The following is a 26,317-nucleotide window of genomic DNA, read 5'->3' as shown; positions in this document are numbered from 1 at the left end:
ATGACGGTTATGCGCAGAGTTTAGCTCAGCCCTTGAGCTTCTCGGCAATCCAGATCGTGTGGCGGGTGCCCTTGTTGCCGTGGGCGAAGACCTGGACTTCTTCGGCCTTGAAATCGGCCTTCTTCAATTTGTCGGAAAACTGCCGATCAGCGCTGGCCGACCACACCGCCAGCACGCCTTTGGGACGCAGGGCCTTGGCGCAGGCATTCAGACCAGCGGCCGAGTACAACCAACTGTTGGCTTTCTGGGTCAGGCCTTCAGGGCCGTTGTCGACATCAAGCATGATCGCGTCGAACCCGTTCGGCTCGCTTTGCAGCACCTTGGCGACGTCTTCCATGCGGATCACCGTTCGCGGATCGAGCAATGGCCGGCCGGACTTTTCTCCGAGCGGGCCGCGATTCCACTCGACCACGCCGGGCACCAGCTCAGCGACCACCACTTCGGCGGCCTTGCCCAAATGCTTGAGTGCCGAGGCGAGGGTGAAGCCCATGCCCAGGCCACCTATCAGCACGCGCGAATTCGGCCGGCCGGCGACCTTGCGGCAGGGAATCTCGGCCAATGCGTCTTCGGAACCGTGCATGCGCGTGTTCATTAATTGCCCGCCGTCGCCGCCCTGGATCTTGATGACGAAGTCCTCGCCATACTCGAACAGGCACAGGGCACCGCCGTTTTCGGGGATCGGGGTGGTGTCGAGCAGAACGAAACGTTTCATGGAAATCTCTAAAGGGGGGGAAGGCAAGCAGGCGCGTTGGGAGTAGCCTGAGCACAGACTAAAGGCCAAACGGAGCCCTTGATGAAGCGCACCATTCTAACGGTCATTACCCTGGCCGCGCTCGCGATTACTGCTGCGCAGGCCCAGCAGAGCATTCCGGTCAGTCCGACGCCGCAACCCGGCTCGCCCGGCACCGCGACGCCGACGCCGTATCCGCAGATCACCCCGATTACCCTGCCCAAGTCGGGCGCCGGCAGTGGCAGCCCGCCGCTGGTGCCGATCGAAATGCCCAGCCCGCCGAGCAAGGATCAACCGGTGCCGGGTATCGAGCCGAACGGCAACAAGGCTAAATCCCCCGGCGGTTAAACCTGTTGCGCAGCCAATTGACCGTCGGCCATGCGCAGGCGTTTGGACAGCGAGACGGCAAGGGCGCGGATGATCTTTGCGGCGATTTTTGGTGCGTCGTTGAGCATTTTTTCCAGCGAGTCCTTGCCCAGGTTCAGCAACTGACAGTTGCTTGCCGCGATGCACGTGGCCGAACGCCGTTCGCCATCGAGCACGGCCATTTCACCGAAGGCACGGCCGCTGCGCAGGGTGGCCATGGTGATGACCTGACCGTCGACGCCGGTTTTCTGCACGGCGACCTGGCCGGTGTGGATGATGCACATGAAACTGCCGGCATCGCCCTCGCGAAAAATCGCTTCGCCTTCAGCCACGGTGCTGATGCTGAAGTAGCCGGAAGCTGCCGCGAAGTCGGCCAGCTGCAATTGATCGAACAGGCCACAGTCCATCAGCCAGTCGCGGATTTCGTTGTTCAGGAAGGTCGGTTCGGACATGTCGATGCGGTCTTTTTGTTTTCACATTTTCCGGGTATCACACGTTCCTTGTGTAGGAGCTGCCGAAGGCTGCGATCTTTTGATCTTGCTGTTAAAAAATCAAAAGATCGCAGCCTTCGGCAGCTCCTACACAGGGGAATCGGTGGAGGCGTTGGGTCTGCTGTTAAGACCCAGGCCACCCGCAGAGTTCCTCAGGCCATCTGCAAAACCTTGAACACAAACGCATATTCGAGTGCTACGTCACGTAATCCCTGATAGCGCCCGCTCATGCCGCCATGCCCGGCGCCCAGTTCGGTCTTGAGCAGCAGCAGGTTGGCGTCGGTCTTGGTCGCGCGCAATTTCGCTACCCACTTGGCTGCTTCCCAATATTGCACACGGCTGTCGTTGTAGCCGGCGATTACCAGCAGTGGTGGATAAGCCTGCGCGGTGACGTTTTCGTACGGCGCATAAGCCTTGATCCGATCATAGACGTCCGGTTCTTCCGGGTTGCCCCATTCGTCGTATTCGGTGACGGTCAGCGGCAGTTCTGGGTCGAGCATGGTGTTGAGTACGTCGACGAACGGCACTTCGGCAATCGCCACGCCGAACAGGTCCGGACGCTGATTGAGCACCGCGCCGATCAGCAGGCCACCGGCGCTGCCGCCGCTGATCGCCAGTTTGTCCGCCGTGGTGATGCCGTTGAGCAGCAGAAACTCAGCGCAGGCGATGAAGTCGCTGAAGGTGTTGGGTTTGTGTTCCTGCTTGCCGGCGCGATACCAGGCTTCGCCCAGCTCGCCGCCGCCGCGTACGTGGGCGATGGCGAAGGCCATGCCGCGATCGAGGAGGCTCAGGCGCGCGTGGGAAAACCACGGATCGAGGCTGGAGCCGTAGGCACCGTAACCGTACAGATACAGCGGCACGGGTTTGCCGACCATCTCGCGCTTCATCACCAGACTGATCGGCACCTGCGTGCCGTCCGGGGCGGTGGCCCACAGGCGCTGACTGACATAGGCATCGGCATCGAACGGGCCGAGCACCGGGGTTTCCTTGAGCACCGTTTGCTCGCCCGTGGCGAGAATCAACTGGCGCACCTGGGCCGGGCGATTCAACGCTTCGTAGCGCAGCCGAATGCGATCGCTCTCGAACTCCAGGCTGTTTTGCACATGGAGGCTGTAGGCCGCATCTGGCAGTTGCACGCGATATGAAGCTTGGCCCTGCGGATGAACTTCGATGATCGGCAGACCCCCTTCACGCAGGCTCAAGGTCACCGCCTCGGTGTTGAGGCTGACGCCGTCGAGCATCACTTCATCGCTGTGCGGGATCAGGTTCTGCCAGTCGGCCTCGCTCGGCGGTACGCCGGTATCCGCAGCCTGATACAGGGCGAAGTTGATGCCGTCGCGGTTGGTGCGGATGAACCACGTCCAGACGCCATCGAGCAGGCCGTGGTCGACGTCGTATTCGTGATCTTCGACCCGGGGCGCCAGACAGGCGAACGGCAGGTGCGGCTGATTGGCGTCCAGCGCCCAGACTTCGCTGGTGGTCTTGCTGCCCAGCGACAGCAGCAATTGCTGCTCGGAGCTGGCGCGGTAGCAATGCAGGAAGAAACGCCCGTCCGGCTCGTGAAAAACCTCTTCGGCGGCGGTGCCATCGAGTCGATAGCGGAACAGTTTGTGCGGGCGATGGGTGTCGTCGAGCACGCCGAAGAACAGAGTCAGACTGTCGTTGGCCCAAGTCATGCTGCCGTCGCAGTCTGCGAATTCGAGTTCGCTGACCTTGTCGTTGGACAGTTCCTTGACGAACAGCGTGTAGATCTCATCGCCCGAGGCATCGACGCTGTAAGCCAGGCGCTGGTGATCGGGGCTGATGCTGAAAGCACCGAGCGAGAAGAAGCCGCCATTGGCCAGCGCATTCGGATCGAGCAGTAGCTGTTCGCGGCTTTCGTCGAGCGTCAGGCTGTCGTCCGACGGACGCGGGCAGCGGTAGTGCCGGGCGTATTCGTCACCGGCGGTGGTGCGCGTGTAATACAGATAGGGGCCCCAGGGCGAGGGCAGGGACAGGTCGGTTTCCAGAATCCGGCCCTTGATCTCGTTGAACAGGCTTTCGCGCAGTTCGGCCTGATCAGCGGTTTGCGCTTCCTGATAAGCGTTTTCGGCCTTGAGGTAGTCGAGCACCGCGTCGGTATCGCGCTCCTGCAGCCAGGCATACGGGTCGGCGCCGGGCGCCCGGTGGGCAATCGGGGCTGGGATGACATTGGCGGATTGGGGCATGGAAGGCTCTCGGACAGATATACAAATTGGGTTTTTCGCAGCATTTGAAACTGCCGCAATCCCTGTAGGAGTGAGCCTGCCCGCGATAGCGGTGTGTCATTCAAAATAACTTTGACTGATCAATTGCTATCGCGAGCAGGCTCACTCCTACAGGGGATGTGTCTATTGGGACAAGCCGCATGGGCGAAAAGTCGTTACTATAAGCGCCTCTTTGCCTGCCTTGCCATGGACACCATGACCGAGAACGACTATCTGATCGCCTGGGGCCTTTACGCCTTTGCCGCCGTAGGCTGCCTGCTGGTATGGATGCGCCTGACCACCTGGATGTGGCGCTGGCTGCGCGAGCCGCTGCGTGTGCTGATGGCGGTGTTGCTGTTCAGCCCGACCATCGTCGATCCAGTGAAAGCCAAGGTTGCGCCGGCCATCGCCATCACCGCGCTGGACACGCTGTTCAAGGTCGGCAACAACGCCTGGCGCGCGGTTTCCGATCTGTTCATGTACGGCATGATCGCCTTCGGGGTCTATCTGGTTTTCGTCTTGATCCGTATGCCGATCGAGCGTGCTTCGACAGCCCGACGCGAACGCGCCGAGGCCGCCAAGGCTGCGGCCCGTGCCGAAGAACGCGACGATGATCAGCCGTTCGGCGGCGCCGGTGACGACCGCTACGGTCGCCCGCCCGTGCCGAACAATCCGCAGCGCATGCGGGTCGAGCCGCGTCTGTAACCCGAGAGTCCGCACATGTGTGAATTACTGGGCATGAGTGCCAACGTGCCGACCGACATCGTGTTCAGCTTCACTGGCCTGATGCAGCGCGGCGGCCGCACCGGCCCGCACCGCGACGGCTGGGGCATTGCCTTCTATGAGGGCCGGGGCTTGCGGCTGTTCCAGGACCCGGCGGCGAGCAGCGAGTCGGAAGTCGCCAATCTGGTGCAGCGTTATCCGATCAAGAGCGAAGTGGTCATCGGCCATATTCGCCAGGCCAACGTCGGCAAGGTCTGCCTGTCCAACACCCACCCGTTCGTCCGCGAACTGTGGGGGCGCAACTGGTGTTTCGCGCACAACGGGCAGCTCGCCGACTTCACCCCGATCAAGAGTTTCTACCGCCCGGTCGGCGATACCGACAGCGAAGCGGCGTTCTGCGATTTGCTCAACCGTGTGCGCGCAGCCTTTCCGGAACCGGAGGATATCGAAGTGCTGCTGCCGGATCTGGTCGCCGCCTGCGCCGAATACCGCAGCAAAGGCGTGTTCAATTGCCTGCTCAGCGACGGCGACTGGCTGTTCTGTTATTGCTCGACCAAACTGGCCCAGATCACCCGGCGCGCACCGTTCGGCCCCGCACGGCTCAAGGATGTCGATGTGATTGTCGACTTCCAGGCCGAAACCACGCCCAACGACGTGGTCACGGTGATCGCCACCGAGCCTTTGACCGAAAACGAAACCTGGACCCGCTACGAACCGGGCCAATGGAGCCTGTGGCGACGCGGCGAATGCGTCAGCCAGGGCAAGACCGAATAAGGATTTGCACCCATGTTGCTCAGTTATGTACGGCTGGTGTTGTTTGCGGCGGGCCTGTTGATCGGTGTCCAGGTGCCGGGGTTCATCAACGATTACGCCCAGCGGGTCGAAGCGCATCTGATCGAAGCGCAGACCGGTCTGCGTGGTTTTCAGGGCACCGCCGATCAGTTTTTCAAAGGCGACATGCAGGCGCTGGTCGCGCATTACCGGGCGAGCGAAGACCCGATTTTTCGCAGCGATGCCGACAGCCTGAACACCTTGCTCACTCGCCAGGTCGCGCTGGATAAACAATTCCAGGCGATGCAAGGCCCGTGGTACGTGCGCTTCCTGCAAGTGGCGCTGGCCGCCGACCCGGACATCCGCAAGGAAACCTGGAATGGCTACAGTTATCAGATCCTGCTGACGCCAGAGGCAATGATCTGGGGCATGAGCGGGGCGTTGCTGCTGTCGTTCGGCATCGAATGCCTGTTCCGCCTGATCGACTGGGTAGTACTCGGCGGCCGCCGTCTGCGCCAGAGCCGGCCGATCGAAGATCGCGACGTACGAGGCCTTTGAGATCGCTCTTTTCCCCTGTGGCGAGGGAGCTTGCTCCCGCTGGAGTGCGAAGCGCTCCCGTCCATTTATTCTGAACGAGCGCAGGTAACGATTTTACGACTGCTGCGCAGCCGAGCGGGAGCAAGCTCCCTCGCCACAAGTGTGCTCAGTCAGTGAGGGTGATGCAGTCCTTGCCCACCTTTTGCGCATACCCCGCCAAGACCTGCTGACACAACGTCACTATCTCCTCGACCCACTCAACCCCGACCCGCCACGACACCACCACCGGCAGATTCGCCGGCCGCTGCGCGATGTCGAGCAGGGTCAGTTCGCCGCGTGCCAGTTCCTCGGCCACCAGCACCGGTGGCAGCGCGCCGATACCGAAGCCGTCACGCAACAACCGGGTGATCGCTGACACCGAGTTCACGCAATTCAAGCGTGGCGCCATGACGCCGCTGGCCTGCATCAGCGCGACGATATCCTGATGCGGTCGTGAGTTTTTCGAGTAAGTGACGATCCGCTCCTGCGCCAGTTCGGCGAGGTCGGCGTAGTCGCGGTTGTAGATCGAATTGCTCGCGACGATCCAGCCCAACGGATGGCTGGCCAACTCCAGACTACGCACGCTTTCGTGACGGACCAGATCGGTTTGCAGAACCAGATCGAGGAAGCCTTTTTGCAGCTGATCGCAGAGATTCAGCGCGGTATCCGCAACCAATTCGATTTCCACTCGCGGGTACAGATCGGTCATCTGCGCCACCAGCGGGCTCAGCCAGGTATGGATCACCGTATCCATCACGCCGATACGCACCCGGCCGACCTTGCTCGAACGAGTCTCGATCGACTGTCTCAGCGCCGCCATGGTGTCGAGCATCTGTTCGGCATAATCGAGCACCTTCAGACCTTCCGGGGTCAGGCTGACGCCGCGTGAGTCGCGCAGAAACAGCTTCACTCCCAGCTCGCCTTCGAGCACTGCGATGCGGCTGGAAATCGACGCCTGAGTGGTGAACAGCTTGTCGGCGGTCAGGCGAAAACTCTTCAGGCGCGCGACCCAGACAAAGGTCTCGAGAAACTTCAGGTTCATGGGCAAGGCTCGGCTGACAAATTTTTCTTATGCCTAAGGCGGGTTTTTATTCGTTGGACGGCGCGGGGCAGGGCGACGAAAAATCGGCGCATCCGGTTCCCACGATAGGCGTCGTCGGAGCTTCGAACAAGACCAATAAAAGCCCTGCGGAGATTTGCCATGAGTGCTCCTGACACCCTCCCTTTATCCAAGCCTGCGGCGCGGCCCGGGCCGTTCGACTGGTATCGCAACATCAACCAGCAGGAGCGCCGCACGTTCTGGAGCTGCAAGATCGGTTACGGTCTGGATGGCATGGACACGCAGATGCTCAGCTTCGTCGTGCCGACGCTGATTGCGATGTGGGGCATCACCACTGGCGAAGCGGGGCTGATTCACACCAGCACCCTGATCGCGTCGGCGATCGGCGGCTGGGTCGCCGGGATTCTCTCCGACCGCATCGGTCGCGTGCGCACCCTGCAACTGACGGTGCTGTGGTTCGCCTTCTTCACTTTTCTTTGCGGTTTCGCGCAAAACTATGAACAACTGTTGATCGCCCGCACCCTGATGGGCTTCGGTTTCGGTGGTGAGTGGACCGCCGGTGCAGTACTGATCGGCGAGGTGATCCGCGCCCAGGATCGCGGCAAAGCGGTGGGCATGGTGCAATCCGGTTGGGCGCTGGGCTGGGGGCTGACGGCGATTCTGTATGCGCTGCTGTTCTCGGTGTTGCCACCGGAAGATGCCTGGCGTGCGCTGTTCATCCTCGGCATCGTGCCGGCGATATTCGTGATTTTTGTCCGACGCCTGGTGAAAGATCCGGAAATCTATCGCGAAGCCAAAGCCGCGCAAACGCCAGAAAACCCGGCGAAGTTCTACGAGATCTTCGCACCGGGCATGCTCTTCACCACGTTTCGAGCGTCGTTGCTGACCACCGGTGCGCTGGGCGGTTATTACGCAATCACCTCCTGGCTGCCGACCTTCCTCAAGAACGAACGCGGTTTGAGCGTGCTTGGCACCGGTGGTTATCTGGCGATGGTGATCGTCGGTTCCTACGTCGGTTACGTGATCAGCGCTTATCTGACCGATCTGCTGGGGCGGAAAAAGAATTTCATTTTGTTCGCGGTCGGCTCGTTCACCATCGTTCTGCTGTACACGCAGATGCCGGTCAGCAACGGCGTGATGCTGTGGCTGGGGTTTCCGCTGGGCTTCTTTGCCTCGGGGATTTTCAGCGGCATGGGTGCGTTTCTCACTGAATTGTTCCCCACGCGGATTCGCGGCTCGGGCCAGGGTTTCTGCTACAACATCGGCCGCGCGCTGGCGGCGTTGTTCCCGCTGCTGATCGGCCTGCTCAGCCAGAAAGTGCCATTGAGCATGGGCATCGGTGCCTTCGCGGCGGTGTCCTACGGCGTGGTGATTATTGCGGCTTTGAGCCTGCCGGAAACCCGCGGCAAACAACTCGAGGCGCAGTAACTGATAACCTGCTGGGCAGTGTCCTACAGATAAAAAGACGAGCAGCTACAGGAGTGTTCACCGTGAGCCGCCTGCTATTGAATTGCGACATTGGCGAGAGCTTCGGCAGCTGGACCATGGGTCTGGACGCCGAGGTCATGCCCTTCATCGATTGCGCCAACGTTGCCTGCGGTTTCCATGCCGGCGACCCGAGCATCATGCGCAAGACCGTGGCGCTGGCCCTCGAACACAGCGTGCAGATTGGCGCGCATCCGGCCTATCAGGATCTGGTCGGATTCGGCCGGCGCTCCATGGCCTATTCCGCGCAGGAGCTGCAAGACATCCTGCATTACCAGATCGGTGCGCTCGATGGCATCTGCAAGGCGCAGGGCGGGCGGGTCAGCTACGTCAAACCCCACGGCGCGATGTACAACGACATGATGGCCAACCCGGCGCAACTGCATGCGGTAGTGCAGGCCGTGGCCGCGTATGACCGCAATCTTCCGCTGATGCTCATGGCGACCCGCGACAACGCTGCGGCGCAGCAAGTCGGCGATGAATACGGCGTGACGCTGTGGTTCGAAGCTTTCGCCGATCGCGCTTACGACAGCGCCGGCCGGCTGGTCTCACGGCAGTTGCCGGGCGCGGTGCATCACGATCCCGAGAAAATCATCGAGCAAGCGCTGACCATCGCCCATGGCGGCGAGCTCACCGCTAGCGACGGCAGCGCCTTGATCCTGCGCGCCAACACCTTGTGCGTACACGGCGACAACGCCAGTTCCGTGGCCGCCGTGCAGCGCATTCGCCAAGCCTTACAGCAGTCGAGTGCGTCATGAATCCACGGATTGAAGTGGTGGCGCTCGATTGCCTGATGCTGCGTCTGTTCGATGAAATCGCCGAAGCCAACATGCCGTGGATGCTCGCCGCCACCGAGCGTTTGCGCACGGCGTTTGGCGCCCAACTGATCGATCTGGTGCCGTCCTATACGACGTTGATGGTGCATTACGATCTGACGCTGCTGAGTCCGGCTCAGGCGCGCGAATTGATCGCCGAAGCGCTGGTCGACCTGTCGCCGAATGCGCGAAGCGCTGGGCAGTGTCACGTCTTGCCGGTCTGGTACGACCTCAGTGTCGGCCCGGAACTGAGCCTGCTGGCTGAACGTAGCGGGCTCGCGGTGGAGGAGGTGATCCGTCGGCACAGCGCACGGGAGTATCAGGTATTCGCCCTTGGTTTTGCGCCGGGCTTTGCCTTCATGGGCCTGGTCGAAAAGATTCTCGCCACGCCGCGCTTGAGCACACCGCGCAAAAAAGTCGCCGCCGGCAGCGTCGGTATCGCCGAGCGGCAGACCGCGGCTTATCCGGTCGTTTCACCCGGCGGCTGGAATTTGATCGGCCGCACTCCGGCGAAACTGTTTGATCGCCATCGCGACGGCTACAGCCTGATGCAGCCCGGTGACACGGTACGCTTCGAAGCGGTCGATCACGCCGAATTCATTCGTCTGGGCGGTGACGACACACCACTGGAGGCACTGGCATGAGTCGACTGACGATCGAAGCCAGCACACCGCTGTGCCTGGTGCAGGATGCCGGGCGCTTCGGTGTGCGACACCTGGGCGTAACCCAAGGCGGCGCGGCGGATTGGTGTTCCATGAGCTGGGCCAATTGGCTGCTTGGCAATGAGCTGGATGCTGCGGTGGTTGAAATCACCCTCGGCGGGTTTGCCGTGGTGGCTGAAGAGGATTGCCTGCTGGCGCTGGCCGGAGCGGATCTCGGTGCGCAGATCGATAGACAGGCGCTGGCGCCGTGGCGCGGTTTCACGTTGCACAAAGGTCAGAGGTTGCAGTTCACCCAACCCTTGCTTGGCGCCCGGGCTTATCTGGCGGCTCCCGGCGGTTTTGCCGCGCCGTCCGTGTTGGCCAGTTGCGCGACGGTCGTGCGCGAAGAGCTCGGAGGGCTTGATGGTCTGGGCGTGCCGCTGACAAAAGGAGCGATCCTGAGTTATCACGGCGAACCCCGGCCGGTGCGTGACGTACCACAGACGCAGCAACCGGACCTGCGCTCGGTTAAACCGCTGGATCTGGTGATTGGTGCACAGATCGGCCAGTTCAGCGGGCAAAGTCTGTTTGATGTCTTCAACAGCACCTGGACAATCGACAGCCGCGCCGACCGCATGGGCATCCGCCTGCTGGGCGCGACATTGCACTATCAGGGCGCGGCGATGATTTCCGAAGGGATTCCCTTGGGCGCGGTGCAAGTGCCACCGGACGGGCAGCCGATTGTGTTGCTCAATGATCGCCAGACCATCGGCGGGTATCCGCGCCTGGGCGCGTTGACGCCGCTGGCACTGGCGCGGCTGGCGCAGTGCTTGCCGGGAGCGAAGGTGAGATTGCGGCCGGTGGTGCAGGACGTCGCGCACCGCGAGCATGTCGAGTATTTGCAGCGTTTTATAGATCGCTAAAAGCTTCGCGAGCAGGCTCGCTCCCACAGGTAAAAGCATTCCAATGTGGGAGCGAGCCTGCTCGCGAAGGCGTTCGTCGGGTTAACGATTATTTGGAAAGAAACCGCATCCCTTCCTCAAGCCCGCGCAACGTCAGCGGATACATCTGATCCTCGATCAGGTCGCGGACAATGTTGGTCGACGAGGTATAGCCCCACGTGTCCTTCGGATACGGGTTGATCCAGATGAGTTTCTTGTATTTCTCCATGAAGCGCTGCATCCACACGTAGCCCGGCTCTTCGTTCCAGTGCTCGACACTGCCGCCAGCCTGGGTGATTTCATAAGGCGCCATGGCGGCGTCGCCGATGAAAATCACTTTGTAGTCGGCACCGTACTTGTGCAGCAGATCCTGGGTCGAGGTGCGCTCGGAAGTGCGGCGCATGTTGTTCTTCCACACTGATTCATAAATGAAGTTGTGGAAGTAGAAGTACTCCAGATGCTTGAACTCGGTCTTGCAGGCCGAAAACAATTCCTCGCAGATCTTCACGTGCGCATCCATTGAGCCGCCGATATCGAACAACAGCAGCAGCTTCACCGTGTTGCGCCGTTCCGGGCGCATCTGGATATTCAGCAGGCCGGCATCCTTGGCGGTGTGGTCGATGGTGCCATCGATGTCCAGCTCTTCCGCCGCGCCCTGTCGAGCGAACTTGCGCAGACGACGCAAGGCGACCTTGATATTGCGGGTGCCCAGTTCCACTGAATCGTCGAGGTTCTTGTACTCGCGCTGATCCCAGACCTTGACTGCCTTGCCCTGACGCTTGCCGGCATCGCCAACCCGGATGCCCTCCGGGTTGAAACCGCCGGAGCCGAACGGGCTGGTGCCGCCGGTGCCGATCCATTTGTTGCCGCCGGCGTGACGTTCCTTCTGTTCTTCCAGACGCTTCTTGAACTCCTCGATGAGCTTGTCCAGCCCGCCCAGGGACTGGATCTGCGCGCGTTCTTCATCAGTCAGCGAGCGCTCGAACTCCTTGCGCAGCCAGTCTTCGGGAATCAGCGCCTGCAAGTGGTCGTCGAGTTTTTCGAGGCCATTGAAGTAAGCGCCGAATGCACGGTCGAACTTGTCGAAATGACGTTCGTCCTTCACCAGAATCGCCCGCGACAGATAATAGAACTCGTCCATGTCGGCGAAGGTCACGCGCTGTTTCAGCGCGTTGATCAGGTCGAGCAACTCACGCACCGACACCGGCACCTTGGCTGCACGCATTTCATTGAACAGGTTGAGCAGCATGGCAGCAGCCTCTTAGCGGGTGCCGCGACGGCTCATGAACGCCAGGCGCTCAAGCAGTTGCACGTCCTGTTCGTTCTTCACCAGCGCACCGGCCAGCGGCGGGATGGCCTTGGTCGGATCGCGCTCGCGCAGCACGGCTTCGCCGATGTTGTCGGCCATCAGCAGTTTCAGCCAGTCGACCAGTTCCGACGTTGAAGGTTTTTTCTTCAGGCCCGGTACCTTGCGCACGTCAAAGAACACGTCGAGCGCTTCGCTGACCAGATCCTTCTTGATGTCCGGGTAGTGCACATCGACGATTCTCTGCAGGGTAGTGCGGTCGGGGAAAGCGATGTAGTGGAAGAAGCAGCGGCGCAGGAAGGCGTCCGGCAGCTCTTTCTCGTTGTTGGAGGTAATGATGATGATCGGGCGCTTCTTGGCCTTGATGGTCTCGTCGATCTCGTAAACGTAGAACTCCATCTTGTCGAGTTCTTGCAGCAAGTCATTGGGGAACTCGATGTCAGCCTTGTCGATTTCGTCGATCAGCAGAATCACCCGCTCCTCGGACTCGAACGCTTCCCAGAGCTTGCCTTTCTTCAGGTAATTGCGCACGTCGTGGACTTTTTCATTGCCCAACTGCGAGTCGCGCAAACGGCTGACCGCGTCGTACTCGTAAAGACCCTGATGGGCCTTGGTGGTGGACTTGATGTGCCAGGTGATCAGCTTGGCACCGAACGACTCGGCCAGTTGCTCGGCGAGCATGGTCTTGCCGGTGCCCGGCTCACCCTTGACCAGCAGCGGCCGCTCCAGGGTGATGGCGGCATTGATCGCCAGCTTCAGGTCATCGGTGGCGACGTAGGCCTGGGTGCCTTCGAACTTCATCTGCTAATCCTCGAACGGTAACGCCGACCTTGCGGGCAGGGCGGGGGCGAATAATCGGATGCCCCGACTATAACGCGCACGCCGGTCGACTGTGAACGCAGACGGCTTATTCAGTCTCTGAATGGGGCGTCACATGTTGACTCAGTCTCGGCGGATGGCCAGTATTCAGGTATCGCCGATTTGGCGATAGCCTTTCTTACTTGGTAGATAAAAAGGCAGAAAATCGATGTTACCCATGAAACGCCCGCGTCTACGATCTGCGCAGGTCCTGTCGGATTTCAGGTTGGCGCTGACATTTATCAATGGTCAGGAACTGACAGTTGATTTGGGGGTGGATATTCATACTTGTCCAGGTCTGCGGCCACTGCTTGATCGCGATGTCTTTGCGACTGCCGTAGGTGGGGACGAGGGTTGGTTCGTCGAATGGCTAGAGCCCGACATACAGATTGGCGCAGACACCTTGTACATGGATGCGCTGGCGCAAAATGCCCAAGACGAGAACACACGCATTTTTATCGACTGGCGCGCCCGTACGGGACTTTCGCTCAGTGAGGCGGCCGAGGCGCTGGGTGTGAGCGCTCGGAGCATCAGCCGTTACAGCAATGGGCGTGAGGCAGTGCCACGTTCTTTGGCGTTGGCCTGTCTGGGCTGGGATTCGCTGCAACAGCGCTCATCGATCGCGGCCGAAGACACTGGTAGATATGTCGTCAACCGCAAAACTTAACCCTCATCCGGCTTCGGCCTTTCATACCGCGCATTGAAGGCCTGGATAAACCCGTTGCGCAAAATCTGCAAAAACGCCTCGAACGCGTTGACGTTCTGCTGGTGCACATTGCCACTGAGTTGGACCCGGGTGGCGAACTGGTTTTTGTTCTGGTTTTTCAGAACGGTCTCGGTGCCGCCGACCAGTGCTTCCCAGACCGAGCGGAACAGGCCTTTGTTCTTGTTCTCGACGTCCTGCTGCCAGTTGAAAACGTCGACGTCGCGCAGCAGGGGTTTGATGTAGCCGGTGAGCCGGGCTTTCTCTGCCTTGGCTTCGATGACCACATCGCCGTGGCCGGCGTTGAAGTCGAATTTGCCGTAGGCCGAGGCAAAGTCGTTCATGCGTTTGAGCTCGATGTCGCGGGCACGCAGGCGGAATTCGAAGTCTTCGAAGTTGCTCAACGGATCGAAGGTGGCGGTGGTTTCCAGTGGCGCGTGGCCCAGCAGCAGCGCTTTGCCTTCGAAGCGGGCGTCGCGCTTGCCTTCCTTGTCGACCACGTTGGTCAGGTTGTAGATGCTGGCGTTGACGTTGCTGGCATTCATGTTCACCGGCGGCTTGGAATTGAAGTTGCGAAAAGTGATACGGCCGTCGTTGATCTGCACTTCATCGAGGGTGATCGGCAGCAGCTTGCCCAATTGTTCACGCCAGTCGGTGCCCTGACCGGTCTGCGAGTTCTGCTTGTTGGGGCCGCCGTCGACAAAGTTGATTTCGGGATTGAGGAACTGCACCTGCGCAACCACGGCATGGTCGTACCACAGCGAATGCCAGCTCACCGAGAGGTCGATCAACGGCGCATCGACGAACGGCACCGGCACCTTGCCGTCGACCTTGACGATTTTCAGACCGTTGATTTTGTACGCACCGCGCCACAGCGCGAGGTCGACATCGGTGATCTGGCCACGGTAATCACCCATGTCCGCGAGCTTGTCATTGAGGTAGTCGCGTACCAGATAGGGCAGGGCGAAGTGCAGAGCGACCAGCAGCACCACGACACCCGCCAGGGTCCAGAGCGGCCAGCTGTAACGACGTTTCATGCCATTGTTCCTTCAAGAGTGTGCCTTGACGATTCAAAGCGATTGACTGCGTGCGTTCGCAGACGTTCGCCCCGACTGGACTGTGATCGGTAACAGGCTTACCTTGAAAGGCTGAATTCAACGCTGCATAAGGACCCAGCCATGAGCCGTATCTACGCTGACAACGCCCACTCCATCGGCAATACGCCGCTGGTCCAGATCAACCGCATCGCGCCGCGCGGGGTCACGATCCTGGCCAAGATCGAAGGGCGCAACCCCGGTTACTCGGTCAAGTGCCGGATCGGCGCCAACATGATCTGGGACGCCGAAAGCAGCGGCAAACTCAAACCGGGCATGACCATTGTCGAGCCCACCTCCGGTAACACCGGCATCGGCCTGGCCTTCGTCGCTGCTGCGCGTGGCTACAAACTGATGCTGACCATGCCGGCGTCGATGAGCATCGAGCGCCGCAAGGTCCTCAAGGCCCTGGGGGCGGAACTGGTGTTGACCGAGCCGGCCAAGGGCATGAAGGGCGCCATCGAGAAAGCCGCGGAAATCGTCGCCAGTGATGCCGACAAATATTTCATGCCGGCGCAATTCGATAACCCGGCCAACCCGGCGATTCACGAAAAGACCACCGGTCCGGAAATCTGGAATGACACCGATGGGGCCGTCGACGTGCTGGTGGCTGGCGTCGGCACCGGCGGAACCATCACCGGCGTCTCGCGGTATATCAAGAACACCGCCGGCAAACCGATTCTGTCGGTGGCTGTGGAGCCTGCATCTTCGCCGGTCATCACCCAGGCGCTGGCCGGTGACGAGATCAAGCCTAGCCCGCACAAGATTCAGGGCATTGGCGCCGGTTTTGTGCCGAAGAACCTGGATCTGTCGATGGTCGATCGTGTCGAGCAGGTGACTGACGAAGAATCCAAGGCCATGGCTTTGCGCCTGATGCAGGAAGAGGGGATTCTGTGCGGTATTTCCTGCGGTGCCGCCATGGCGGTGGCAGTGCGTCTGGCGGAAACCCCGGAGATGCAGGGCAAAACCATCGTCGTGGTGCTGCCGGATTCGGGTGAGCGTTATCTGTCGAGCATGTTGTTCAGTGACCTGTTCACCGAGCAGGAGAACCAGCAGTAATCCTGTTGATTCAGGTCAGCCGAGGTTCAGGCGCTGCATGTTAATAAAGGCTTTGTTGCGCGATGCATAACACTGAATCTTGTATCAGGCGGGTTTTTCCCGGAGCCGGTAGTGTTTATCATGGCCGGCTGCCATGCCGGGAAAAGGGCATTGCGCAGCGTTGTCTTTATTCAAGGAGTCGTTGATGACCGTTTCGTTTGCCGCCAAGGCGTTTGTGCTGTTGCTGTTTCTGGGCAGCACGCTCTATGTGCATTTGCGCGGCAAGGCGCGTTTGCCGGTATTGCGCCAGTTCGTCAACCACTCGGCGCTGTTCGCCCCGTACAACGCTTTGATGTACCTGTTCTCCGCAGTGCCGTCCAGACCGTATCTGGATCGCAGCAAGTTTCCGGAACTGGATGTGCTGCGCGATAACTGGGAAACCATCCGCGACGAAGCCATGCATCTGTTTGACGAGGGCTATATTCGCGCCGCCGAAAAGAACAACGACGCCGGTTTTGGCTCGTTCTTCAAGAAGGGCTGGAAGCGCTTCTATCTGAAGTGGTACGACAAACCGCTGCCATCGGCCGAAGCCCTGTGCCCGAAAACCGTGGCACTGGTCAGTGCCATTCCCAACGTCAAGGGCGCGATGTTCGCGCTGCTGCCGGGCGGCAGTCACCTCAATCCCCATCGTGACCCGTTTGCCGGCTCCCTGCGTTATCACCTCGGTCTGTCGACACCCAACTCTGACGATTGCCGGATCTTCGTCGACGGTCAGGTTTACGCCTGGCGCGACGGCGATGACGTGATGTTCGACGAGACCTACGTGCACTGGGTCAAGAATGAAACCGATCAGACTCGCGTCATTCTGTTCTGCGACATCGAACGCCCACTGAGCAATCGCCTGATGACCCGCATCAATCGCTTCATCAGCGGCTGGCTCGGCCGCGCCACTGCCCCGCAGAACCTTGACGATGAACGCGTCGGCGGCATCAACCAGGCTTATGCCTGGAGCAAGAACTTCAGCGACCGTTTCAGCGGCGTGGTCAAACAGTGGAAACGCCGGCATCCCAAGGCCTACCGCGTCATGCGCCCGGTGCTGGCGGTGCTGGTGCTGACGTTGCTGGGGTATTGGCTGTTTGGTTGAGGCTGGATCAGGCAATGAAAAACCGCTCTTGGGGAGCGGTTTTTTGTTAGCGGAAGGAAAAGGACGACCCGGCTAATACGCCGCTTGGCTCTTCAACGGCTGGATTGGCCAGTGCATTCCTGATGCGATGCATGTCGGTTTCAGATAACTCAACAGATGGCTGCTTTTTCTCCATCTTTCTGGATTTGGAGTTTGATGCTTTCTTTTCAACGACAGCTTTCATGGGATCTCCGACGTTGATGAGTAAATGAGCAGGTGCTCAGATACTAGACTTGGTCAATGCGCTTCACAAGACGGCCCTCAGAGTCGAATTCGAAACCCAGTTGACGGTATAGAGGTATAGCTCCCGAAAGAGGCTCCTGAATTTCGATCTGCTGGCTGCCGATGATACGGGCGAAGTGAGTGACCGCAGTCAGGGCGAAGGTCGCTATGCGGCTCTTGAGTGGGTGTTCGTCTGGCTGCCCCTCAAGACGCACAATCCTGACTCTCAGCCGGCTTTGGTTCGGATTGGCGAAACAAAGTCCGCACAGTTCACGATCAAACCAGATTGCCAAATCGAAGCTCATTGGTTCTTTGGCTTTCCATCGGACAATTTCCTCCCAGCAGAAATGCGGATCGAGCCATTGCTCATAAGCTTTCATGGCGGACGCATCAATCGCCTCGAAGCGAACCCTGGAATAATCAACGTCAACAATTGCGCGCGCCTCAAGTTCGCTGTGTAGCTTCGCAAATGTAAGTGCGGCCCGCTTCCTGGCCTCTGACCGATAAACCTGATACCGCAAATACGTCCGTTCCCTTGGCATATGATCTCTTGCATTCCATGTCTCCTGACAATCCATTGCCACCGCCAATCACCCTAATCATCCCGCCCCAAACTGTCGCTGCCGGCCCTTTGCCCAAGTCATTGCAATCTGTGTCCCGGGCTGGTTATAGTCAGCCCGCTTGAGCGCCGTGCTCACGCTTTCATTTCCTCAATAAAGATCTGCCTCCATGCCTGCATCCCTCATCAATGCGGTAGTCGATTCAGCGGTCAACGCTGGCGTCGTGCCGTGCGGGAATCAGCAGCCTGTGCAGATCAGTCATTACCCTCCACCTGTCAGTAGCACGCCGGTGTGCGCAGTTGTATCGCCGCCGGGCGTTGGTGTTCGGGGCTGACCGGCAGTTTCTGCTGACCCCTGCGCCCGCCAGAAAAAACTACTGGATTTCAGCTTCGGCTGAGTTGGCTTCTTGCCTGACTACAGGTGGTATTCATGTTTGTCCTTTCGAAACAATCCGTGCTCGCGGCGGCGTCCACGAGCCTGTTCGTTCTGCTGTGGAGCAGCGGGGCGATTTTCTCCAAATGGGGCCTGGCCCACGCTTCGCCCTTTGCCTTTCTGCTGATTCGCTTCGCCATCGCCCTGTGCGGGTTGTTGCTGCTGGCGCCGCTGCTCAAGTTAAAGTTGCCCAAGGGTGGCAAACCGATGCTGTTTGCGATCACCACGGGGTTGGTGTTGCTCGGGGCGTATCAGATTTTTTATCTGTTGGCGCTGGACTGCAAAGTCACGCCGGGGGTAATGGCGACTCTGATGGGGGTACAGCCGATCCTCACGGTGGTGCTCATGGAGCGTCAGCGGTCGGCGAGCCGTCTGTTCGGCCTGGCGCTGGGGCTGGCCGGGTTGATCATGGTGGTTTATCAGGGCATCGGTCTGGCCGGAATGTCCTGGGCTGGCATGTTGTTCGGCTTGCTCGCGCTGGCGAGCATGACGCTGGGCTCGATCATGCAAAAACGCATCACCGACAATCCTCTCGGCACGCTGCCAGTGCAGTATCTGGCGGGGCTGTTGCTGTGTGCGATCTTCGTGCCGTTCCAGCCGTTCCACTTCGAGCACAGCACAGGTTTCATCGTGCCGGTGTTGTGGATGGGCCTGGTGGTCTCGGTGCTGGCGACGTTGTTGCTGTATCGGCTGATCGCGCGGGGCAATCTGGTGAACGTCACTAGCCTGTTCTATCTGGTGCCGGCGGTGACGGCGGTGATGGATTATCTGATTTTCGGTAATCGGTTGGCCGCGTTGAGTGTGCTGGGGATGCTGCTGATCATTATTGGATTGGCTTTTGTGTTCCGTAAAACCGGATAAAAGAAAGATAAGCGGTGGCTGTTCGGGCGCCATCGCGAGCAGGCTCACTCCTACAGGGGAACGTATTCCAACTGTAGGAGTGAGCCTGCTCGCGATAGCGATTTTGCCAACAAAGCGGATTACCGATTGATCATCTCACCAGGCTTCACCACCGCCGGCTTCAACACCAGCCACAACGCCGCTGCAATCAGCAACCCGCCATAAATGTGCGCCATCGACAACGGCTCATCCAGCAACAACGCCCCCCACAACACGCCGAACGGCGGGATCATGAAGGTGACGGTCATCGATTTCACCGGGCCGATCGAGCTGAGCAGGCGGAAATAGATGATGTAGGCAAACGCCGTGCAACCCAGACCCAAGCCAAGTAGCGACAGCCAGACGTGCCAACCGCCCCAACTGACCGGCGGCGCAGTGATCACGCTGTAGGCGAACAGCGGCAGCAAGAACAACGTCGCCCCGAGCATGCTGCCCAGTGCCGACAAACGGCTGTCCAGCCCACCGGCCTGATCCAGCCAGCGCCGCGCGAGAAATCCGGCAAAGCCATAACAAGTGGTTGCCAGCAGGCAAGCAACCGCGCCCATCAGCAGTTGCAGGTCGAAGGCCACGGGACCCGCCCGCGTCAGCACGCCGACGCCGAACAGGCCGAGGAATACGCCGCCCAGCTTCGCAATCGTGAGTTTTTCGCTGAAGAACAGACCACCAATCAACACGCCCATCAGCGGCGTGGTGGCATTGAAAATCGCGGAATAGCCGGCCGGTAGCACTTGCGCCGCCACCGAATACAGCGTCGCCGGGATCCCCGAGTTGATCACCCCCAGCAGCATCACGGTTTTCAGCTTGCCCTTGAAATCCCAGCTGATGCGCATCAGCCCAAGGATCACCAGCAACCCGGCGGCCGCAATCGACACGCGAAAGAACCCGGTCGGGATCGTGCCGATCACCGGCGCAATGATGCGCATGAACAGAAAGCTCGCGCCCCAGATAGCGGCCAGCGACAACATACGGAAAATATCGACAGGGCTCACGGCGGGCTCCTTCCTTGATCGGGACGAGAGTGTTGCCGAGCGTCCGGATCATGGCAACCGCTATTCGGGCTTTTAATTTTGCCTGCCGATGCATCGGCCCGAGAAAGCGCGTCAACGGTCAGCCCTGTATCGGTTTTGGCAGAAATTGCGCTTTTCCTGCGAGCCGTTCCGTGACTAAGCTCAGACGAATCGAATTCCCGCCGAGGTTTCCTCTATGTCGCAGCAATGGCCAGCCACCGAGATCGCCCGGATGATCCTCGCCGGCTTCGACGATTACCGCGAGCATTTCCGTCGCATCACCGATGGCGCGCGGGAGCGCTTCGAGCAGGCGCGCTGGCAGGAGGCGCAGGCCGCCTCGGCGGCGCGGATCAGTCTGTATGAGGAAAAGGTCGGCGAAACCGTTGCTCGCCTGCGCGAGTGTTTCGACGAAGAAGCGCTGATGAACGTCAGCTGCTGGCCGCTGGTGAAAAGCGCCTATATCAGTGTTATCGATCTGCGCTTCGACGATGAGCTTTCCGAGACCTGGTACAACTCGATTTTCTGCGGGTTGTTCAGCCACGACCTGATCAGCGACGGCTGCATGTTCATCCATACCACGCGCCCGAGCCTGCGCCGAGCCCGCGCTGCGCAAACCCGCACGTACAAGCCGCAGGGCCAGTTGTCCGCCATGCTCGCGAGCATTTTTGCCGATTACCGCTTCAGCGAGGATTACGCTGATCTGCCCGGCGACTTGCTGCGGCTCGAAGCGCAGTTGCGCGAAAACCTGCCGGACTGGGTGTGCAAGGATCCGGAGCTGAGCGTCGAGCTGTTTTCCTCGGTGCTTTACCGCAACAAGGGCGCCTATCTGGTCGGGCGCATCTACACCCGCGATGAGCAATGGCCGCTGGTGATTCCGCTGCTGCACCGCGAGGGTCGCGGCATTCAGATCGACGCGTTGATTACCGACGAAGCCGATGTGTCGATCATCTTCTCTTTCACTCGCTCCTATTTCATGGTCGATGTGCCGGTGCCGGCGGAGTTCATCGGTTTTCTGCGGCGCATCCTGCCGGGCAAGCACATCGCCGAGTTGTACACCTCGATCGGCTTCTACAAGCACGGCAAATCCGAGTTCTACCGCGCGCTGATCAATCACCTGGCCAACACTGACGACCAGTTCATCATGGCCCCGGGCGTGCGCGGCATGGTCATGAGCGTGTTCACCCTGCCGGGTTTCAACACCGTGTTCAAAATCATCAAGGACCGTTTCTCACCATCGAAAAACGTCGACCGCGCCACGGTGATCGAAAAGTATCGGCTGGTGAAAAGCGTCGATCGGGTCGGGCGTATGGCCGATACCCAGGAGTTTGCCGACTTTCGTTTTCCGCTGAGCAAGTTCGATCCGGCGTGTCTGGAGGAATTGCTAGAAGTCGCGCCGTCGACGGTGTCGGTCGAGGGCGAAACCGTGCTGATCCGCCACTGCTGGACCGAACGCCGGATGACCCCGCTCAATCTCTATCTGGAAAATGCCAACGACGCCCAGGTACGTGAAGCGCTGGAGGATTACGGCCTGGCGATCAAGCAATTGGCCGCGGCGAATATTTTCCCCGGCGACATGCTGCTGAAAAACTTCGGCGTCACCCGCCACGGGCGAGTGGTGTTTTACGACTACGACGAAATCTGCTTTCTGACTGAGGCCAACTTCCGCCACATTCCGGCACCGCGCACGCCGGAGGACGAAATGGCCTCCGAACCGTGGTACTCGATCGGCCCGCTGGACGTGTTTCCCGAGGAATTTCCGCCGTTTCTGTTCGCCGATGCCGGGCAACGCAAATTGTTCGATCAGTTGCACGGCGAGTTGTATGACGCCGATTACTGGAAGAGCCTGCAGGAGGCGATTCGGGCGGGGAAGGTGATTGACGTCTTCCCATATCGGCGCAAAGGCCTCGATAACGAATAACAACCCATTGTAGGAGCTGCCGAAGGCTGCGATCTTTTGATCTTGATCTTCAAAAGCAAAATCAAGAGATCGCAGCCTTCGGCAGCTCCTACAGGGGAAGCAGGTCAACTGCAGGCAAATCTGCGACAATCCGCCCCCTGCATAAATAGACGACCGAATTGCCTACCCGATGACCGACGAATCGCCCTCCATCGACAAACTGCTGAAAAACCTCGATCACGCCATGCTCGCCGACCGTCACCGGCTGCGGCGGCAGTTGCTTGAGCTGCGCAAGAAACCCGACGAGGCCAAACTGGCCCAATGGGTGGTGCGGATGCAGGCATCCTGTGATCAGGTGCTGGCGCGCCGTGCCAGCCTGCCGGTGATTCGCTACGACGACAGTTTGCCGATCGCGGCCAAACGCGACGAGATCAAAAAGGCCCTGGAGCAACATCAGGTGCTGATCATCGCTGGCGAAACCGGCTCGGGCAAAACCACTCAGTTGCCGAAAATCTGTCTGGAAATCGGTCGCGGCCAGCACGGTCTGATCGGCCATACCCAGCCGCGTCGGATCGCCGCGCGCAGCGTCGCCAGCCGCGTCGCCGAAGAACTCGGCACGCCCCTCGGTGCACTGGTCGGCTATCAGGTGCGCTTCGAAGATCAGAGCGATGCCAACACCCTGATCAAGCTGATGACCGACGGCATTCTGCTGGCGGAAACCCAGAACGATCGTTACCTCGAACGCTACGACACGATCATCGTCGACGAAGCGCACGAACGCAGCCTCAACATTGATTTCCTCCTCGGTTACCTGAAAACCCTGCTGCCGCTTCGCCCGGATCTGAAAGTCATCATCACCTCGGCGACCATCGATCTTGAGCGTTTCTCCAAGCATTTCGATGATGCGCCGATTGTTGAAGTGTCCGGTCGCACGTTCCCGGTGGACACCTGGTATCGCCCGCTGACGCTGGAGCAGGACGAGGAGGGCAACCGGGTCGAGGACGACCTTACCGTCGATCAGGCGATCCTCGCCACCCTCGACGAAATCGCCGCCTACGAGCGCAGCGAACGCCGCAGTCCGGGTGATGTGCTGGTGTTCCTGCCCGGTGAGCGCGAGATTCGTGATGCCGCGGACATGCTGCGCAAGGCCCAGCTCAAGCACACCGAAATCCTGCCGCTGTACGCGCGTCTGTCGCCGGCCGAACAGCAGCGGATTTTCCAGTCGCACCCGGGCCGTCGTGTGGTGCTGGCGACCAACGTTGCCGAGACTTCGCTGACCGTTCCGGGTATTCGCTATGTGATCGACAGCGGCACCGCGCGCATCAGTCGCTACAGCTATCGGGCCAAAGTCCAGCGCTTGCCGATCGAAGCGATTTCCCAGGCCAGCGCCAATCAACGTAAAGGTCGTTGCGGGCGGGTCGAGCCGGGCATCTGCGTGCGGTTGTACAGCGAAGAGGATTTCCTCGGTCGTCCGGAATTTACCGACCCGGAAATTCTGCGCACCAACCTCGCCGCCGTTATTTTGCAGATGCTCCATCTGCGTCTCGGCGAAATCACCGCGTTCCCGTTTATCGAACCGCCGGACGGCAAGGCGATCAGCGACGGTTTCAACCTGCTGCAGGAGCTTTCGGCGGTGGACCGCAACAGCCAGCTGACGCCGCTCGGTCGACAGCTGGCGCGCTTGCCGGTCGACCCGCGCATGGGCCGCATGCTGCTCGAAGCGGCCAAACTCGGCAGCCTGCAGGAAGTGCTGATTGTCGCCAGTGCGATGTCGATTCAGGACCCGCGCGAGCGTCCGCCGGAGCGTCAGCAAGCGGCGGATCAGGCCCATGCGCAATGGAAGGATCCGGATTCGGACTTCGCCGGGCTGGTCAATCTGTGGCGTGGTTTTGAAGAACAGCGCCAGGCGCTGACCGCCAACCCGCTGCGTAACTGGTGCCGGAAGAATTTCCTCAATTACCTGCGCTTGCGCGAGTGGCGAGATTCCCATCGGCAGTTGAGCCTGATCTGCCGCGACATGCAGCTGAGCCTGAACAAAGAGCCGGCGGATTATCCGAAACTGCACAAAGCGGTGCTGGTCGGCTTGCTCAGCCAGATCGGCCAGAAAACCGAAGACGGCGATTACCTTGGCGCGCGCCAACGGCGCTTCTGGATTCATCCGTCGTCGGGCATCGGCAAGAAGCGCCCGCAGTGGCTGATGACCGCCGAACTGGTGGAAACCACCAAGCTTTACGCGCGCATGGTCGCCAAGATCGATGCCGACTGGATCGAACCGCTGGCCGGGCACCTGATCAAGAAGAACCACTTCGAACCGCATTGGGAAAAGAAGCGCGGCCAGGTCGTGGCCTACGAGCAGATCACCCTGTTCGGCCTGATCGTCGTCGGTCGCCGCCCGGTGCATTACGGCCCGGTCGATCCGGTGGTCTCTCGTGAGCTGTTTATCCGCGAAGGGTTGGTGCGCGGCGAGATTCAGTCGCGGGCCAAATGCCTGAGCGCCAATCAGAAACTGCTCGAGCAGCTCGACGAACTCGAGGCCAAGGCGCGCCGTCGCGATATTCTCGCCGACGAGGAAACCCTCTACGCCTTCTACGATGCGCGTCTGCCGGCGGAAATCCACCAGACCGCGACGTTCGACAGTTGGTACAAGGTCAACAGCCAGAAAGACCCGCAACTTTTGATCATGCGCGAAGAAGACGTGCTGGCCCGCGAGGCCAGTGAAGTCACCGCCCGTGATTACCCGGACACCCTGCACATCGGCGATCTGGAGCTGGCGCTCACTTACCATTTCGAACCGAATCACCCGCGCGATGGCGTGACCTTGCGCGTGCCGGCGCCGCTGCTGCCGATGCTGCCACCGGAGCGTCTGGAATGGCTGGTGCCGGGCCTGATCGAGGCCAAGTGCATTGCCTTGGTGCGGAACCTGCCGAAAGCCCTGCGCAAGAATTTCGTGCCGGTGCCGGACTTCATCAAAGCCGCGCTGCAGCGCATGACGTTCGCCGAACGTTCGCTGCCGCAAGCGCTCGGTCGCGAACTGCTGCGCATGACTGGCGCACGGGTCAGTGATGAGGCGTGGGCGGAAGCCGCGCAACAGGTTGAAAGCCATCTGCGCATGAACCTGGAAATCGTCGACGGCGAGGGCAAGTTCCTTGGCGAAGGCCGCGATCTGGCTGAGCTGACCGCACGCTTCGCTGAAGCCAGCCAGGCCGCGCTGGCGGTGCCGCAGAGTGCGAAAAGCCAGCAACCGGTCGAGGCGAAGGTTTTCGCGCCGGTGGCGGAAAAGACCCAGCAGAAGATCGCCGGGCTGTCGATGACGGTTTACCCAGCGTTGGTGGAAGAGGGCGGCACGGTCAAGGAAGGGCGGTTCTCGACCCCGGCCGAAGCCGAGTTCCAGCATCGTCGCGCCTTGCGGCGCTTGTTGATGCAGCAACTGGCCGAGCCGGCCAAGTTCCTGCGCGGCAAGTTGCCGGGGCAGACTGAACTGGGCTTGCTTTATCGTGAGCTGGGCCGCGTCGATGCGCTGGTGGAAGACATTCTGCTGGCCAGCCTCGACAGTTGCATTCTCGAAGGCGAAGACCCGCTGCCCCGGGATGGTGCCGGGTTGGCGGCATTGGCCGAGCGCAAACGCGGCAACTGGACCGAGCACGCCGAGCGCGTGGCGCGGCTGACCCTGGAAATCCTGAAGATCTGGCACGGTCTGCAAAAACGCTTCAAGGGCAAGATCGATCTGGCCCAGGCCGTAGCGTTGAATGACATCAAGCAGCAGATCGGCAATCTGGTCTATCCGGGCTTCGTCCGTGAAACGCCGATGCAATGGCTCAAGGAGTTGCCCCGTTACCTGAAAGCGGTCGAGCAACGTTTCGAGAAACTCGGCGCGCAGGTGCAGAAGGATCGGGTCTGGAGTGGCGAACTCGCGGGCCTGTGGGCGCAATACCAGAGCCGCGCGGCCAAGCATGCGCAGGAAGGCAAGCGCGACCCGCAACTGGAGTTGTACCGCTGGTGGCTGGAGGAGTACCGCGTCTCGCTGTTTGCCCAGCAGTTGGGCACGAAAGTGCCGATCTCCGACAAACGCCTGAGCAAACAGTGGAGCCAGGTCGAGCCCTGACCTTCAGAGTTTGTGTCATCCCCTGTGGGAGCGAGCCTGCTCGCGAAAGCGTCATGTCTGGCACCCTTTGTGTGACTGACACACCGTCTTCGCGAGCAGGCTCGCTCCCACATCGGGAATGGCGGAATGTCGGGAATGGCGCCAAAAGCCAAGGTTTATGGCAAACTTCGCCCCCATAACCCGCCGTTTCG

The 26,317-nt window shown here is 60.2% G+C and carries 24 protein-coding genes; 14 read left to right on the top strand and 10 right to left on the bottom strand.

Annotation, left to right across the window (positions count from 1 at the left end):
* Nucleotides 1-25: 25 nt before the first annotated feature.
* Nucleotides 26-712, bottom strand: a complete 687-nt coding sequence (locus tag BLU71_RS14475; protein WP_083353359.1) for a spermidine synthase — start codon at nucleotides 710-712, stop codon at nucleotides 26-28.
* An 81-nt stretch (nucleotides 713-793) separates the two neighbouring features.
* Here BLU71_RS14475 and BLU71_RS14470 point away from each other — a divergent pair, with 81 nt between their 5' ends.
* Nucleotides 794-1,078 (top strand): hypothetical protein, encoded by a 285-nt coding sequence (locus BLU71_RS14470; RefSeq protein WP_042607431.1) that lies wholly within the window; start codon nucleotides 794-796, stop codon nucleotides 1,076-1,078.
* Here BLU71_RS14470 and BLU71_RS14465 read toward each other — a convergent pair.
* Together BLU71_RS14465 and BLU71_RS14460 are read right to left on the bottom strand one after the other, a co-directional pair.
* Nucleotides 1,075-1,548, bottom strand: coding sequence for a cyclic nucleotide-binding domain-containing protein (locus BLU71_RS14465; protein WP_042607432.1), 474 nt, complete (start codon nucleotides 1,546-1,548; stop codon nucleotides 1,075-1,077). The two genes, BLU71_RS14470 and BLU71_RS14465, sit on opposite strands and share 4 nt — an antisense overlap.
* A gap of 191 nt (nucleotides 1,549-1,739) precedes the next feature.
* Nucleotides 1,740-3,794 carry a S9 family peptidase gene (locus tag BLU71_RS14460; RefSeq protein WP_083353358.1) on the bottom strand — a complete coding sequence of 685 codons (2,055 nt, stop codon included), beginning with the start codon at nucleotides 3,792-3,794 and terminating at the stop codon, nucleotides 1,740-1,742.
* Nucleotides 3,795-4,019: 225 nt separating this feature from the next.
* Here BLU71_RS14460 and BLU71_RS14455 point away from each other — a divergent pair, with 225 nt between their 5' ends.
* The 3 genes from BLU71_RS14455 to BLU71_RS14445 are packed head-to-tail and all read left to right on the top strand — an operon-like array spanning nucleotide 4,020 to nucleotide 5,864.
* Nucleotides 4,020-4,517: an MFS transporter gene (locus BLU71_RS14455; RefSeq protein WP_083353357.1), complete on the top strand. Its 498-nt coding sequence runs from the start codon at nucleotides 4,020-4,022 to the stop codon at nucleotides 4,515-4,517.
* Nucleotides 4,518-4,532: 15 nt separating this feature from the next.
* Nucleotides 4,533-5,309 carry a class II glutamine amidotransferase gene (locus BLU71_RS14450; RefSeq protein WP_042607435.1) on the top strand — a complete coding sequence of 259 codons (777 nt, stop codon included), beginning with the start codon at nucleotides 4,533-4,535 and terminating at the stop codon, nucleotides 5,307-5,309.
* A gap of 12 nt (nucleotides 5,310-5,321) precedes the next feature.
* On the top strand, nucleotides 5,322-5,864 hold the full coding sequence (locus BLU71_RS14445; RefSeq protein WP_083353356.1) for a DUF2937 family protein: 543 nt from the start codon (nucleotides 5,322-5,324) through the stop codon (nucleotides 5,862-5,864).
* A gap of 145 nt (nucleotides 5,865-6,009) precedes the next feature.
* Here the strand turns inward: BLU71_RS14445 and BLU71_RS14440 are convergent, their stop codons facing one another.
* Nucleotides 6,010-6,924, bottom strand: coding sequence for a LysR family transcriptional regulator (locus tag BLU71_RS14440; RefSeq protein ID WP_083353355.1), 915 nt, complete (start codon nucleotides 6,922-6,924; stop codon nucleotides 6,010-6,012).
* Nucleotides 6,925-7,083: 159 nt separating this feature from the next.
* Here BLU71_RS14440 and BLU71_RS14435 point away from each other — a divergent pair, with 159 nt between their 5' ends.
* The 4 genes from BLU71_RS14435 (at nucleotide 7,084) to BLU71_RS14420 (ending at nucleotide 10,806) form a co-directional block, all read left to right on the top strand.
* Entirely contained in the window at nucleotides 7,084-8,370 is a 1,287-nt protein-coding gene (locus BLU71_RS14435; protein ID WP_064362531.1) for an MFS transporter, read from the top strand.
* A 62-nt stretch (nucleotides 8,371-8,432) separates the two neighbouring features.
* Entirely contained in the window at nucleotides 8,433-9,185 is a 753-nt protein-coding gene (locus BLU71_RS14430; RefSeq protein ID WP_065617449.1) for a 5-oxoprolinase subunit PxpA, read from the top strand.
* Nucleotides 9,182-9,886 carry a 5-oxoprolinase subunit PxpB gene (pxpB, locus tag BLU71_RS14425; RefSeq protein ID WP_065617448.1) on the top strand — a complete coding sequence of 235 codons (705 nt, stop codon included), beginning with the start codon at nucleotides 9,182-9,184 and terminating at the stop codon, nucleotides 9,884-9,886. Before BLU71_RS14430 ends, pxpB begins: the two co-directional genes overlap by 4 nt.
* Nucleotides 9,883-10,806 carry a biotin-dependent carboxyltransferase family protein gene (locus BLU71_RS14420; RefSeq protein WP_083353354.1) on the top strand — a complete coding sequence of 308 codons (924 nt, stop codon included), beginning with the start codon at nucleotides 9,883-9,885 and terminating at the stop codon, nucleotides 10,804-10,806. The genes pxpB and BLU71_RS14420 overlap by 4 nt, the downstream gene beginning before the upstream one ends.
* An 88-nt stretch (nucleotides 10,807-10,894) precedes the next feature.
* On the opposite strand, the gene BLU71_RS14415 is transcribed toward BLU71_RS14420, so the two are convergent.
* Together BLU71_RS14415 and BLU71_RS14410 are read right to left on the bottom strand one after the other, a co-directional pair.
* The gene (locus BLU71_RS14415; protein ID WP_007956512.1) at nucleotides 10,895-12,073 is read right to left on the bottom strand and encodes a vWA domain-containing protein; all 1,179 of its coding nucleotides are present in this window, start codon (nucleotides 12,071-12,073) and stop codon (nucleotides 10,895-10,897) included.
* 12 nt (nucleotides 12,074-12,085) lie between these two features.
* A complete protein-coding gene (locus tag BLU71_RS14410) occupies nucleotides 12,086-12,931 on the bottom strand; it encodes an AAA family ATPase (RefSeq protein ID WP_083353353.1) in 846 nt (281 codons plus the stop codon).
* Nucleotides 12,932-13,157: 226 nt separating this feature from the next.
* On the opposite strand from BLU71_RS14410, the gene BLU71_RS14405 reads away from it, so the two are divergent.
* Nucleotides 13,158-13,655 carry a helix-turn-helix domain-containing protein gene (locus BLU71_RS14405; protein ID WP_064362522.1) on the top strand — a complete coding sequence of 166 codons (498 nt, stop codon included), beginning with the start codon at nucleotides 13,158-13,160 and terminating at the stop codon, nucleotides 13,653-13,655.
* Here the strand turns inward: BLU71_RS14405 and BLU71_RS14400 are convergent.
* Nucleotides 13,652-14,728 (bottom strand): DUF748 domain-containing protein, encoded by a 1,077-nt coding sequence (locus BLU71_RS14400; RefSeq protein WP_042607443.1) that lies wholly within the window; start codon nucleotides 14,726-14,728, stop codon nucleotides 13,652-13,654. The two genes, BLU71_RS14405 and BLU71_RS14400, sit on opposite strands and share 4 nt — an antisense overlap.
* Before the next feature lie 141 nt (nucleotides 14,729-14,869).
* Between BLU71_RS14400 and cysK the strand changes: the two genes are divergently transcribed.
* Together cysK and BLU71_RS14390 are read left to right on the top strand one after the other, a co-directional pair.
* Nucleotides 14,870-15,844 (top strand): cysteine synthase A, encoded by a 975-nt coding sequence (gene cysK, locus BLU71_RS14395; RefSeq protein ID WP_064362519.1) that lies wholly within the window; start codon nucleotides 14,870-14,872, stop codon nucleotides 15,842-15,844.
* A 184-nt stretch (nucleotides 15,845-16,028) separates the two neighbouring features.
* Complete coding sequence (locus BLU71_RS14390) at nucleotides 16,029-16,967, top strand: aspartyl/asparaginyl beta-hydroxylase domain-containing protein (protein ID WP_039760974.1); 939 nt, start codon at nucleotides 16,029-16,031, stop codon at nucleotides 16,965-16,967.
* Between the two features lie 46 nt (nucleotides 16,968-17,013).
* Here the strand turns inward: BLU71_RS14390 and BLU71_RS27340 are convergent, their stop codons facing one another.
* Both BLU71_RS27340 and BLU71_RS14385 read right to left on the bottom strand, forming a co-directional pair.
* Nucleotides 17,014-17,190, bottom strand: a complete 177-nt coding sequence (locus BLU71_RS27340; RefSeq protein WP_156889235.1) for a hypothetical protein — start codon at nucleotides 17,188-17,190, stop codon at nucleotides 17,014-17,016.
* A gap of 43 nt (nucleotides 17,191-17,233) precedes the next feature.
* Nucleotides 17,234-17,770, bottom strand: a complete 537-nt coding sequence (locus BLU71_RS14385) for a hypothetical protein (protein WP_064362517.1) — start codon at nucleotides 17,768-17,770, stop codon at nucleotides 17,234-17,236.
* 447 nt (nucleotides 17,771-18,217) lie between these two features.
* Here BLU71_RS14385 and BLU71_RS14380 point away from each other — a divergent pair, with 447 nt between their 5' ends.
* Nucleotides 18,218-19,081, top strand: coding sequence for a DMT family transporter (locus BLU71_RS14380; protein ID WP_064362516.1), 864 nt, complete (start codon nucleotides 18,218-18,220; stop codon nucleotides 19,079-19,081).
* 119 nt (nucleotides 19,082-19,200) lie between these two features.
* On the opposite strand, the gene BLU71_RS14375 is transcribed toward BLU71_RS14380, so the two are convergent.
* Entirely contained in the window at nucleotides 19,201-20,109 is a 909-nt protein-coding gene (locus tag BLU71_RS14375) for a DMT family transporter (protein WP_042607446.1), read from the bottom strand.
* 214 nt (nucleotides 20,110-20,323) lie between these two features.
* Here BLU71_RS14375 and aceK point away from each other — a divergent pair, with 214 nt between their 5' ends.
* Both aceK and hrpA read left to right on the top strand, forming a co-directional pair.
* Nucleotides 20,324-22,045, top strand: a complete 1,722-nt coding sequence (gene aceK / locus BLU71_RS14370; RefSeq protein WP_083353352.1) for a bifunctional isocitrate dehydrogenase kinase/phosphatase — start codon at nucleotides 20,324-20,326, stop codon at nucleotides 22,043-22,045.
* Nucleotides 22,046-22,214: 169 nt separating this feature from the next.
* The gene (hrpA, locus tag BLU71_RS14365) at nucleotides 22,215-26,126 is read left to right on the top strand and encodes an ATP-dependent RNA helicase HrpA (RefSeq protein WP_083353351.1); all 3,912 of its coding nucleotides are present in this window, start codon (nucleotides 22,215-22,217) and stop codon (nucleotides 26,124-26,126) included.
* Nucleotides 26,127-26,317 lie beyond the last annotated feature (191 nt).

Origin of the sequence: Pseudomonas moraviensis, assembly GCF_900105805.1 — a bacterium.
GTDB lineage: Bacteria > Pseudomonadota > Gammaproteobacteria > Pseudomonadales > Pseudomonadaceae > Aquipseudomonas > Aquipseudomonas moraviensis_A.
The sequence above is the reverse complement of the archived record's forward strand: the minus strand, read 5'-3'. Positions and strand labels throughout refer to the sequence as shown.